10 protein-coding genes are annotated in these 12273 nt (G+C 63.5%); 5 read left to right on the plus strand and 5 right to left on the minus strand.

Annotated features, from left to right (window positions below):
• Window positions 1-73: 73 nt before the first annotated feature.
• The gene (gene fabI, locus IGS60_RS15110; RefSeq protein WP_230505279.1) at window positions 74-862 is read right to left on the minus strand and encodes an enoyl-ACP reductase FabI; all 789 of its coding nucleotides are present in this window, start codon (window positions 860-862) and stop codon (window positions 74-76) included.
• A gap of 99 nt (window positions 863-961) precedes the next feature.
• Window positions 962-2374 carry a transglycosylase SLT domain-containing protein gene (locus IGS60_RS15115; RefSeq protein WP_070288666.1) on the minus strand — a complete coding sequence of 471 codons (1413 nt, stop codon included), beginning with the start codon at window positions 2372-2374 and terminating at the stop codon, window positions 962-964.
• A 328-nt stretch (window positions 2375-2702) separates the two neighbouring features.
• On the opposite strand from IGS60_RS15115, the gene IGS60_RS15120 reads away from it, so the two are divergent.
• Both IGS60_RS15120 and IGS60_RS15125 read left to right on the plus strand, forming a co-directional pair.
• Window positions 2703-3275 (plus strand): DUF1415 domain-containing protein, encoded by a 573-nt coding sequence (locus tag IGS60_RS15120; RefSeq protein WP_070311434.1) that lies wholly within the window; start codon window positions 2703-2705, stop codon window positions 3273-3275.
• On the plus strand, window positions 3275-3469 hold the full coding sequence (locus tag IGS60_RS15125; RefSeq protein WP_034749680.1) for a DUF1289 domain-containing protein: 195 nt from the start codon (window positions 3275-3277) through the stop codon (window positions 3467-3469). The genes IGS60_RS15120 and IGS60_RS15125 overlap by 1 nt, the downstream gene beginning before the upstream one ends.
• Before the next feature lie 116 nt (window positions 3470-3585).
• On the opposite strand, the gene IGS60_RS15130 is transcribed toward IGS60_RS15125, so the two are convergent.
• Entirely contained in the window at window positions 3586-4092 is a 507-nt protein-coding gene (locus IGS60_RS15130) for a DUF1993 family protein (protein WP_034779265.1), read from the minus strand.
• 261 nt (window positions 4093-4353) lie between these two features.
• On the opposite strand from IGS60_RS15130, the gene IGS60_RS15135 reads away from it, so the two are divergent.
• The gene (locus IGS60_RS15135) at window positions 4354-7479 is read left to right on the plus strand and encodes an EAL domain-containing protein (RefSeq protein WP_070223898.1); all 3126 of its coding nucleotides are present in this window, start codon (window positions 4354-4356) and stop codon (window positions 7477-7479) included.
• Window positions 7480-7489: 10 nt separating this feature from the next.
• Window positions 7490-9763 carry a xanthine dehydrogenase family protein molybdopterin-binding subunit gene (locus IGS60_RS15140; protein ID WP_230505281.1) on the plus strand — a complete coding sequence of 758 codons (2274 nt, stop codon included), beginning with the start codon at window positions 7490-7492 and terminating at the stop codon, window positions 9761-9763.
• Window positions 9764-9769: 6 nt separating this feature from the next.
• On the opposite strand, the gene IGS60_RS15145 is transcribed toward IGS60_RS15140, so the two are convergent.
• On the minus strand, window positions 9770-10198 hold the full coding sequence (locus tag IGS60_RS15145; protein ID WP_070288662.1) for a thioredoxin family protein: 429 nt from the start codon (window positions 10196-10198) through the stop codon (window positions 9770-9772).
• Between the two features lie 277 nt (window positions 10199-10475).
• On the opposite strand from IGS60_RS15145, the gene IGS60_RS15150 reads away from it, so the two are divergent.
• Entirely contained in the window at window positions 10476-11393 is a 918-nt protein-coding gene (locus IGS60_RS15150; protein ID WP_070288661.1) for a 23S rRNA (adenine(2030)-N(6))-methyltransferase RlmJ, read from the plus strand.
• Between the two features lie 60 nt (window positions 11394-11453).
• On the opposite strand, the gene IGS60_RS15155 is transcribed toward IGS60_RS15150, so the two are convergent.
• Window positions 11454-12203: an SAM-dependent methyltransferase gene (locus IGS60_RS15155; protein ID WP_230505283.1), complete on the minus strand. Its 750-nt coding sequence runs from the start codon at window positions 12201-12203 to the stop codon at window positions 11454-11456.
• Window positions 12204-12273 lie beyond the last annotated feature (70 nt).

Consider the following 12273-nt stretch of genomic DNA (forward strand, 5'->3'; position numbering starts at 1 on the left):
GTGCCTGCCGTGCAGGCCGGGCTCCAGCTGATACATTCCCTTGGCATGCCGCCAGGTCGGCACACGTCACCGCTTACTCTACTTCGGGATTGACGGCCATCACTTGTGAAAAGCCGCCATCGACGTAGGTAATCTCGCCCGTGATGCCCGACGCGAGGTCGGACAGCAGAAAGGCGGCCGTGTTGCCGACCTCTTCGATGGTGACGTTGCGGCGCAGCGGGGCGTGCTCGGCCACGAAGCCCAGCAACTTGCTGAAATCCTTGATGCCGGAAGCGGCCAGTGTCTTGATGGGGCCGGCGGAGATGCCGTTGGCGCGGATGCCGCGCGGGCCTAGCGATTCGGCCAGGTAGCGCACGGACGCTTCCAGCGACGCCTTGGCCAGGCCCATGGTGTTGTAGTAGGGCACGGCGCGCACGGCGCCCAGGTAGGTCAGGGTCAGGACCGACGCGCCCGGATGCAGCAGGGGCAGGGCCGCCTTGGCCATGGCGGGAAAACTGTAGGCGGAAATGTCGTGGGCGATGCGGAAGCTGTCGCGCGACAGGCCGTCGAGGAAGTCGCCCGCGATCGCCTCGCGCGGCGCGAAGCCGATGGCGTGCACGAGGCCGCCCAATTGATCCCAGTGGCGTGCCAGGTCGCGGAAGACGGCGGCGATCTGTTCATCGCTGGACACGTCGCAGTCGAACACCAGTTCGCTGCCGAATTCGGCCGCAAATTCCGTGATGCGCTCCTTGAAGCGTTCGCCCACATAGGTGAAGGCGAGGGTGGCGCCTTCGCGGTGGCAAGCCTTGGCGATGCCATAGGCGATGGAGCGGTTCGACAGCAAGCCCGTGATGAGGATTTTTTTGCCTTGCAAGAAAGCCATGACGACTCCTGTCTGGGGTGGTGGGTCGGGCGGATGTACAACCGGCCGCGACAGCAAAGCTGTGGCGGCCGGTGAAGTGCGTCAATACAACTCAGGCGATCAGTGACGCGCTTTTGCCCGACTGTTACCGCCGCCACGCTGGATGCGCGGCTTCACCAGCGAGATCGGTGCCGTTTGCGCCTTGCCGCCCTTGGCGACGCGGCGCAGCGCTTTGGCGGCCCGTTCAGGACGGTCCGCTTCCAGCAGCATGGTGGCGCTGTCGGCGATTTCCTGGGTGATGTCGCTGTTCATCGTGGCCGAGGTTTTCGGCACGAGGATGGTGGAACCGGCGCGCAGGCTGGTGCGCTGGGGAATATTGTTGGCCTGGCGCAGCACGTCGGCCGTGGTGCCGAATTTCGACGCCAGGGTTTCGATGCGTTCGCGCGCATTGGTGATCTTGTGCGTGGTCCAGCTCGACAAGGCATGGCCCCATTGCGCCAGGTTGGTGGTGAACTTGGCGGCGTTTTCCTGCGGCAACAGAATCTTGGTCTTTTCGCCGCCGATGATGACGGGGCGGTTAAATTGCGGATTCAAGGCCTTGAATTCATCCATCGACAGTTCGGCCAGCTGGGCGGCGACGGTGATGTCGATGTCGCTGGTCTTGTCGATGGCCGTGAAATACGGCTGGTTGTCGACCACCGGCAGGGTCAGGCCGAACTGGGCCGGATTGGCGATGATGTTTTTGACAGCTTGCAGTTTCGGCACGTAGTTGCGCGTTTCGGCCGGCATCAGGTCGGCCAGGCTTTCGAAATCGGTCGGCTTGCCCAGTGCCTGATTTTTCTTGATGGCGCGCTGCACCGAACCTTCGCCCCAGTTGTAGGCAGCCAGGGCCAGTTGCCAGTCGCCAAACATGTCATACAGGCGCTGCAGGTATGTCAGGGCCGCATCGGTCGAGGCCAGCACGCCGCGGCGCTCGTCCTTGAACATGTTTTGCTTGAGGTTGAAATCGCGCCCGGTGGCGGGCACGAATTGCCACATGCCGGCCGCATTGGCGCTGGAGAATGCCTGCGGGTTGAAGGCGGACTCGATGAACGGCAGCAAGGCCAGTTCCGTCGGCATGCCGCGCTTTTCTAGTTCCTGCACCACGTGGAAGATGTAGCGCGAGGCGCGTGCCGTGGTGCGGGCGATGTAGTCGGGGCGGGTGGCGTACCAGTTGACGTGATTCGCCACCAGCTGGTTGTTGATATCGGGAATCGCATAGCCGCTGCGAATGCGGCCCCAGACGTCGGCTTCGCGCAGCGGATCGGAATTGTCGCTGAGATTTTTCAGCAGACGGTCGGTCTTTTGCAGGCGGTTGTCGAGGGTGGGGAGTTTCGCCGTGACCTGGGCGGTCATCGGGATCAGGGCAGGTGCGGCGGCGGCGACTGGCGCGTTATCGCTCTCAACACCGGCTTCGTACGCCTGGCTGAGGGCGGGCGCAAGCGCCAGGGCCAACGCCGCCAGGACGGTAGATTTAAAGGAGTTTTCGTGCATAGTGTTCCATTGTTGTCGTCGGAGAAACATCGGACAGACCCATGATCAAGTTGCGAGTGTACGTATATCCACATGCCGGAGTCAAGAATTATGTCAGCATGATGACAGCACATAGGCGTCAATAGCGATGTTTCCAGTCGCTAATAATGCAATTATTACAAATTTAATTTGCCAGATGTGCGATTCGGCCGCTGTTATAGCATACATGGCGACGAGGCTGGCGCAAGCTTGGCGCCCGTCCGGTATGAGACTGCGCAAAGAGTGCGTACAATTTGGCTTTGGCCGGCCATTCGGCTGCCGGCCGCCTTATTGATAGAGAGTCAAGTATATGAACACCCCGCCGCGCCACGACGACGACAACGCCGTCATCATCGCCAATACCGTTGCCTGGCTGGAAAAGGCCGTGATCGGCCTGAACCTGTGCCCGTTCGCCAAGGCCGTGCACGTCAAGAAGCAGATCCGCTATGTGGTATGCGAGTCGGAGAACCCGGAAGATTTGCTGGCGATGCTGATGGACGAGCTGCAAACCCTGGCCGACACGGACCCCGAGCAGATCGACACGACCTTGCTGATCCACCCGTACACCCTGAACGATTTCCTCGACTACAACGAGTTCCTCGATGTGGCCGACGCGGCCGTGGAAGACATGCACCTGGCCGGCGAACTGCAAGTGGCCAGTTTCCACCCGCACTACCAGTTTGCCGAGACGTTCGAGGACGACATCAGCAACTACACCAACCGCTCGCCGTACCCGACCCTGCACCTTCTGCGCGAAGACAGCATCGAGCGCGCCGTCGAGGCCTTCCCGGAAGCGTCGGAAATCTTCGACAAGAATATCGCCACCCTGGAAGCGCTGGGCGTCGAAGGCTGGGAAAAGCTCGGCTTGCCGAAGGTATCCTGATGGCTGACAAGGAATTGCCGCCGCGTCCAGACACACCTTGCGTGGCCGTGTGCTCGACGACGTTCGATGAAATTTGCCGCGGCTGCGGCCGCACCGTGGTGGAAGTGGCCCACTGGGTGTCGATGACGGACGAGGAGAAGGAAGTGGTGTGGGTGCGCATCCTGGCGCAGGGGTATCCGCGCCGGAATACTTGACGTTTGTATTGCCAAACCCAAATGCAACTGCTGGGGTCAGACCCCCAAGGACGCCAACGCAGAGCTCAGCGTTGGCGGCCGCGAGGGTCTGACCCCGGTACTTTTGGCGTCAACTATTAATAACTACCGATAAAATCCTTCTTGCCGACTTCGATGCCATTGTGACGCAGGATGTCGTACGCCGTCGTTGCGTGGAAGAAGAAGTGCGGCAGTGCGTAGTGGAACAGATAGGTCTGGCCCGTGAAGTGCTTGGTCTTTTCGCCGCTGCCGGTGGTGATGGCGCGCGTTTCGCTGCCGTCGATGTCCGCTTGCGGCAGGCTTTCCAGGAAGGCGATGGTTTTCACGATGCGCGCTTTCAGCTCTGCAAAGCTCTGTTCGCTGTCTTCATACGGCGGCACGGCCACGCCGGCCAGACGCGCGCCGCAGCCCTTGGCGAAGTCGGTGGCGATCTGGATCTGGCGCACGAACGGCAGCATGTCCGGGAACAAGCGGAATTGCAGCAGGGCGTTCGGGTCGATTTTCTTGTCTTGCGCGTGCGTTTCCGCCTTGTCCAGGATGGCGGCCAGGCTGCCCAGGATCTGTTTGAAGACGGGGATCGAAGCGGAGTAGATGGAGAAGGTCATGGTGGTTCCTCTAGGTAAAGTGGCGCGATGATAGCAAGCCGCGCGCTTTTTTGCTGGCGCCGCCCGGGCGCGCCGGCCCACGTGTGGTTTTTCAAGCCTGTCTATATAGCATGACCTGGATGCTGACACGTGTTTATTGGTGACTTTTCCCGCTTTTTCCATGCATAATTGCTTTTGAAAAAGTTTCTTCCCGCCTTGTCACCTGAATTCCCCTGTAAAGTTCGATGATCGCCCGCCTGATCCCTGTTGCCCTGTTGCCGCATGTTTAATTCACCTTACCAGCGCCTGCGCGCCAGCCTGCGCGTGCTGTACGGCTCATCGATCTATGGCGCCCTGCTGCTGGTGGTGTTCGGCGGCCTGGTCGTGCCCGCCATTTTCGGCAGCTATGTGCTGGTCGGCGTGCATGAGCGCCAGTCGGCGCGGACCAGCCTGAACGAAGCCTTGCAGCGCAATGCCGACATCCTGGCGCTGGGCATGCAGGAGTCGCTGTGGAACATGAATGCGGAATCGGCCCATTCGCTGGTCGAATCGGTGATGCGCGACCGCGCCGTGCTGCTGGTGAAGGTGCTGGGGCAGGGCGACACGGAATTCATCCGTCTGCAGGCGCCGCAGCGGCCCGTGGGCAATCTGTACCGCGCCGAACGCGACATTCTCGTGCGCGGCGAACGCATCGGCCACATCGTCGTCGAGATGGACGACGCGCGCAGCCAGCAGGAGCTGCGCGAAAAGCAGATGTCCTATATTTTCGTGCTGGGCGCCCAGCTGGCCGTGTCGATGGCGCTGATCGTGCTGTTCCTGAACCGCCGCCTGCTCAAACCCCTGCGCCGCCTGACGCGCTTTTCCGACCGCCTGTCGCACGGCGATTTCGACACGCCGCTGACGTCGCACAGCAATGATGAACTGGGTCGCCTGACGGCCCAGCTCGAGCAAATGCGCGCGGCCATCGGCCAGCTGTTCGAGGATGTGGGCCAGCGCGAAGAGCGTTTCCGCACCATCGTCACGCAGGTGCCGGGTGCCGTTTTCCGCTACCGGCCCGACGGCCCCATCGACTTCGTCAGCGACGCCATCGAAGAGATCGCCGGCTATTCGGCGCACCAGTTCATGCGCGGCACCACGCATGCCTGGGCCGACCTGATCTGTCCGGAAGACCGGCGCGAGCACCGCCGCGCCGTGCGCCAGGCGGTGGCCGACGAACGGCCGTATGCGCTCGAATACCGCATCATCGACGCTTTCGGCATCGAGCGCTGGGTGGCCGAGAATGGCCAGCCGCAGGCGGGCGAGCAGGGCGTCATCTGGATCGACGGCATCATTGCCGACATCAGCCAGCGCAAGCACCACGAGATGCGCATCGAGGCGCTGCTCACGGAGCAGAGCGCGATCCTCGACAACGTGATGTTCGGCGTGATGTTCGTGCGCCACCGCCGCATCATTTCCGTCAACCGCCGCTGCGAGGAACTGTTCGGCTACGGCCATGCCGAGATGACGGGCAGTTCCACCGCCATCGTGTTCATGACCTCATATGACTTCGAGGAGGCGGGCGAGCGCCAGTATCCGGCAATGGCCGCGGGCGGCGATTTCAGCGAGGAGCGCCAGTACAAGCGCCGCGACGGCAGTCTGTTCTGGGCGCTGGTCAGCGGTTGCGCGCTCGATCCCCTGCGCCCCAACGAGGGCAGCATCTGGGTGTATGCCGATATCACGGCGCGCAAGGAAGCCGAGGAAAAGCTGCGCCTGTCGGCCACCGTGCTCGAACATATCGCCGACGGCGTGATGGTGGTCGATGCGGGCGGCATCATCGTCACCGTCAATCCCGCCTTCACGCAGATCACCGGCTATACCGAGGCCGAGGCGGTGGGCCAGCATTCCTCGCTGACACGCTCGGCGCGCCACGACTCTGCGTTCTACCAGGCCATGTGGGACGAATTGAAGGCCAGCGGTTTCTGGCGCGGCGAGATCTGGCACCAGCGCAAGAACGGCGAGCTGTATCTGGAGTGGCTGACGATCAGCGCCGTGCGCGACGCGCGCGCCGGCACCACGCATTACGTGGGCGTGTTCAGCGATATCACGCTGGTCAAGGAGTCGCAGGAAAAGCTCGACCACATGGCCCACCACGATCCGCTGACGGCGCTGCCGAACCGGCTGCTGTTCCACGACCGCCTGCAGCACGCGCTGCTGCGCGCCGCGCGCGACCAGGAGCAGCTGGCCGTGCTGTTCATCGACCTGGACCGCTTCAAGAACGTCAACGACACCCTGGGCCACCACGTGGGCGACGAATTGCTGCAGAAGGTGGCCGGCCAGCTGGCGGCCCGCCTGCGCGAAGGCGACACCCTGGCGCGCCTGGGCGGCGACGAGTTCATCGTGCTGCTCGAGGGTATCGACGGCGAGTACGGCGCGACGCAGGTGGCGGAAAAGCTGATGACCATGTTCGACCAGCCGTTCACGGTGGCCGACCACGAACTGTTCGTCACCTGCAGCGTGGGCATCAGCCTGTATCCGGACGATGCGCTGGACTTGAACATGCTGATACGTAATGCCGACGTGGCCATGTACCAGGCCAAGGCGCGTGGGCGCAACGGCTACCGCTTCTATGCGCCGTCGATGACGGGCGAGGGCGTCGAGCGGCTGCGCCTGGAAACGTTCCTGCGCCGTTCGCTGGAAAAGCACGAGATGTTCCTCAATTACCAGCCGCAGGTGGAAATCGACACGGGCCGCCTGGTCGGCGTCGAGGCGCTGGTGCGCTGGAACCACCCGGAACTGGGCCTGGTGCCGCCCGCGCGTTTCATCCCGCTGGCCGAAGACAGCGGTTTCATCAACCAGTTGGGAAAATGGGTGCTCGACGAAGCGTGCCGCCAGATGATGCGCTGGCAGGCGCAGGGCTTGCACGTGCCGAAGATGGCCGTCAACCTGTCCGTCAAGCAGTTCGAACGGGGCAGCATTGCCGGCATGGTGGCCGCCATCTTGCAGGAAACGGGTCTCGAGCCGCAGCGGCTGCAGCTGGAAGTGACGGAGTCCGTCATCATGAACACGGGCGACGCCCTCGGTTTCATCAATGATTTGCACGCCATCGGCGTGGGCCTGGCCATCGACGATTTCGGCACCGGCTATTCCTCGCTCGCGTATCTGAAACAGCTGCCCGTGCAGACCTTGAAGATCGACCGCTCCTTCATCAAGGATATCTCGACGGACGTCAATGACGAAGCGATTGCGATTGCCATCATCCAGCTGGGCAAGAGCATGCAATTGTCGGTGATCGCCGAAGGCGTGGAGACGGAAGAGCAGGCGGCCTTCCTGCTGCGCCATGGCTGCAAGCTGGCGCAAGGTTATTTTTATAGCCGTCCGGTGCTGGCACAGGATATGCTGGAGCGCTGGATCGATCACTCACTACTATAAAGGACAGCCCATGGCCGCACAATCCTCCCCGTCGCGCCGCCGTTTCCTGCTCGGCGGCCTTGGCCTCGGCGTGGCCGGCGTGGGCGCCCTGGTGCTGGGCTGGGGCGTGCTGCCGCCGCGCCAGCGCCTGCACGGCAGCGCGCCGCTGCCGCTGCACGATGGCGCCGTGGCCCTGAACGGCTGGCTGGCGATTCAATCGGACGGCACGGTGCTGCTGGCCATGCCGCGCAGCGAGATGGGGCAGGGCGTGCACACGGCCTTGCCCATGCTGGTGGCCGAGGAGCTCGACGTGCCTTTGAACAGCGTCAAGCTGATCCAGGCGCCCATGGACAAGATCTTCGGCAACGTCGCCATGCTCAAGGACAGCCTGCCGTTCCACCCCGATGACCAGGGCCGCTTAAAAGCGCTGGCGCAGTGGACGGTGGCCAAGGCGGCGCGCGAACTGGGCGTGATCGTCACGGGCGGCTCGTCGAGCGTGAAGGATGGCTGGGGTCCGATGCGCGAGGCGGGGGCGTCCGCGCGCGCCATGCTGCTGCAGGCCGCCGCCGCGTTGTGGCAGGTGCCGGCCGCGCAATGCCGCACGGAAAATGGCGACGTGCTCCACCCCGATGGCCGGCGCGCCAGCTACGCCAGCCTGGCGCAGCGCGCCGCCGCCATCGATCCGGGCACGCCCGTGCTGAAACTGCCCAAGGATTTCAAACTGATCGGCCAGCCGGCGCCGCGCCGCGACACGCCGTCCAAAGTCAACGGCAGCGCGCGTTTCGGCATCGATGCGCGTCCGCCCGGCATGCTGTATGCTGCCCTGCATCTGCCGCCGCGCCTGGGCGATACCTTGTCCGCGTTCGATGCGGCGCCCATCCTGGCCATGCCCGGCGTAAAGAAAGTGCTGGACCTGACGCCGCAGCTGGCCCAGCGCAGCGTGTCTTGCGCGGCCGTGGTGGCCGACACCTGGTGGCGCGCCAGACAGGCGGCGGCCGCCTTGCCGACGCAGTGGAAGGCAGGCCCGCAGGCGAACTTGTCCAGCGCGGGCGTGTATGCGGAATTTGCCCGCCTGCTGGACAGCGAAGCCGGTTACGCCTACCACGCCAGCGGCGAGGTGGAAAGTAAAGCCGTGCAAGGTTTGCGCAGCGTCAAGGCCGAATACCGCGCGCCGTTCCTCGCGCACGCCGCCATGGAACCCGTCAACTGCACCGCGCAGGTGAAAAATGGCAAGGTGATGCTGTGGGTGTCGACGCAGGCGCCCGGCATCGCCGTCGACGTGGCGGCGAAAGTGGCCGGCGTCGATGCGCAGGATGTCAGCATTGAAGTGCTGCTGCTCGGCGGCGGTTTCGGCCGCCGCCTGGAAGTGGACATGGTGGCGCAGGCCGTGGCCATCGCGCTGCAGTGCGATGGCGCGCCCGTGCAGCTGGTGTGGACGCGCGAACAGGACACCAAGCACGATATGTACCGTCCCGCCGCGCTGGCCCGCTTCGCGGCCCGGCTCGACGAGCATGGCCGCATCGCTTCCTGGGACAATAAATCCGTCAGCGGCTCCATCACGCACCAGTACCTGCAGCGCAATTTCGGCCTGCCCGGCGCGGGGCCGGACAAGACCACGGCGGAAGGCGAATTCGACATGCCGTATGAAATCGCCAACCAGCGCATCGCCCACGTGATCGCCGACAGTGCCGTGCCGGTCGGCTACTGGCGCTCCGTCGGGCATTCGCATAATGCATTCTTCAAGGAAAGCTTTATCGACGAACTCGCGCATGCTGCGGGGCAGGACGGCATCGCCTTCCGCCGCGCCATGCTGACGCAGCATCCGCGCCACCTGGCCGTGCTCGATGCAGCCGTCGCCAGGGCGGGCAGTGCTCCGCCCGGCCATGCGCATGGCGTGGCCCTGCACCAGTCGTTCGGCAGCATCGTCGCGCAAGTGGCGCAAGTGTCCGTGGAAAACGGCGAGATCCGCGTGCAGCGCGTCGTGTGCGCCATCGATTGCGGCATCGCCGTCAATCCGAACATCATCGCCCAGCAGATGGAGTCAGCCGTGCTGTTCGGCCTGTCGGCGGCGCTGGGCGGCGAGATCACGTTCCAGGAAGGGAAGGTCGAGCAAGGCAACTTCCACGACTATCCGGTGCTGCGCATGGGGCAAACGCCCGAGGTTGAAACCATCATCATCGCCAGCGCCGAGCATCCGGAAGGCGTGGGCGAACCGGGCACGCCGCCGATCGCGCCGGCCGTCGCCAACGCCGTGTTCACTCTGACGGGCAAACGCCTGCGCAGCTTGCCGCTGCGCCTGGCTTGATGCGGATCAGGCCAGCGTGGTAGCCAGTAAATGGCGCAGATTGCAGTCGCGCTGCCAGTCGCGCCGTTCCTGCGTGCTGGTGGCCAGCGCCGCCAGTTCCTCGGCGCTGAGCGCCTGCTGCGCCTGCACCATGCGGTGCGCCAGGCCGCCGTCGGGCAGCACGGTGCCGAAGAAGGCCACGTTGTCTTCGTGCTGGATCAGCAGGGTGGGGAAGTTGTCGATGTCGAGGTCGCCCACCACGTCGGCCTGGTCTTCGATGTCGATCCAGACGAAGACGGTGTCCGGATGGCGCGCGGCCAGTTCCTCGAACGTGGCGCGGTAGCTGCCGCAAGTGCCGCACCACAGCGCGCACAGGCAGGCCACCGTCCAGCGCGGGCCGGCCAGGGCTGCCGCGACGTCGGCGCGGTTATCGGTCGTGAGGGTCAGGCTGTGCATGGTCGTATCAGATCAGTAGGCGGATGGGCGCGGGCGCCCGATGCGCGTATTCTACCGCGCCCGGCCCCCTCAGTCCCGAGAATGCATGAGCTTGTTTATGGGTGTTTTTTGATGCAATACACCTTTCTGGTGGATAATGCTGATAATTGCGCGCTGATTACGCTGGTCCATGCTGTTTCCTGGCCCCGCAGCCTGACCCCCTCCAGTCTGTTTTCATGCCCTGCCCGGTGTCAGCGCTCCCGCCTTTGTTTATTTTTATTATGGAATTAGCCAGCTTATGTTGAGTTACCGCCACGCCTTTCACGCGGGTAATCACGCCGATGTGTTGAAACATTATGTGCAGATTCAGTTATTGCAATACCTGAATCAAAAAGATACCGCCTATAGTTATATCGATACCCATTCCGGCGCGGGCGTGTATGCGCTCGACGGCGGTTATGCCTCGAAAAATGCCGAGTACGAAACGGGCATCGCGCCCCTGTGGGACCGTACGGACTGGCCGGCCTCGCTGGCCGAGTACATGAAGCTGATCAAGGAAATGAATCCGAGCGGCAAGATGCGCTACTACCCGGGTTCGCCGTACTGCGCCGACAAGGTCAGCCGCGAGCAAGACCGTCTGCGCCTGTTCGAACTGCATCCTGCCGATGCCAAGATTCTGGCTGACAACTTCCGCAAGGTCGAGGCGCATGCGCTGGCCCAGGGCGAGCGTCCGACCGTGCGCGGCAAGCGCGTGCTCATCACCAAGGCGGACGGTTTCCAGAGCCTGAAAGCCCTGCTGCCGCCGCCATCGCGCCGCGCGCTGGTGCTGATCGACCCGCCATACGAAGACAAGATGGATTACCGCAAGGTCAAGGACACCCTGGCCGACGCCCTCGTGCGCTTCCCGTCCGGCATCTACGCCGTCTGGTACCCGGTGCTGCAGCGCATGGAATCGCGCCAGTTCGCCGACAAGCTCAAGCAATTGCCCAGCTCGGACTGGCTGCACGTGACCCTGACCGTCAATACGCCGTCGCCGGACGGCTTCGGCTTGCACAGCAGCGGCATGTTCATCTTGAACCCGCCGTACACCCTGGAGCCGATGCTGCGCGAAGTCATGCCCTACCTGGTCAAGGTGCTGGGCCGCGACGATGGCGCGAAGTTTGTGCTGGAGACGGGCAAGGGCGGTCAAAAGAACACCGGTACACGGCGCGTATAGTCGTCCTCGGTTAGTGCTGCAATAAAAAACGCCACGGGTAATTGCCCGTGGCGTTTGTGTTTACTGCCCCAACAGCAAGAACACGGTCGGTTTCTTGTGGAAGTCAGGTGCCTTGCCGGCGGCCAATTGTTTCTTCCACTGTCCGCCATTCCACGTCTGCACGTTTTCCGAGTCCAGGCTCAGGTCCGTGGCGACGCAGATCAGGGTTGACGGCGCGCATTGTGCCACGAGGGCTTCGAGCATGGCGGCGTTGCGGTATGGCGTTTCGATGAACAGCTGAGTTTGCTTTTCATTGCGCGAACGGCTTTCCAGTTCCTTGATGCGCTTGGCGCGCAGGGCCGCGTCCGTGGGCAGGTAGCCGTTGAAGGCGAAGCTCTGGCCGTTCAAGCCGCTGGCCATCACGGCCAGCAGGATCGACGACGGGCCCACCAGCGGACGCACTTTAATGCCGTGCTGATGCGCCAGGTGTACCAGGTCGGCGCCGGGGTCGGCCACGGCGGGCACGCCCGCCTCCGACACGAGGCCCGCATCGCGTCCCGCCAGCAGCGGTGCCAGCAAGCCGGCCAGCGCTTGCGCCGGGGTATTGACGTTGAGTTCGGAAATCGTGATTTCCTGCAGCGGCTTGGCCAGCGGATGCTGGTTGCCGATCAATTTCAGGAAGGCACGCGCCGTCTTGGCGTTTTCCGCAACGAAATAATCGAGTTGCGAGGTGATCTGCCGCACCTGCTCGGGAATGATGCGGGCCAGCGGGTCGATGGCGCCATCGGACAGGCCGAGGTGGTTGGGGATCAGGTACAGGGTGCCGGTCATGGATTTTAGTCAGTCATGTTAGTACCCCAACGTCAAACTGCCGGGGGCAGTCCCTTCGGGATCGGAGTGT

It is taken from the genome of Janthinobacterium sp. FW305-128, assembly GCF_020858135.1.
Classification (GTDB): domain Bacteria; phylum Pseudomonadota; class Gammaproteobacteria; order Burkholderiales; family Burkholderiaceae_D; genus Janthinobacterium.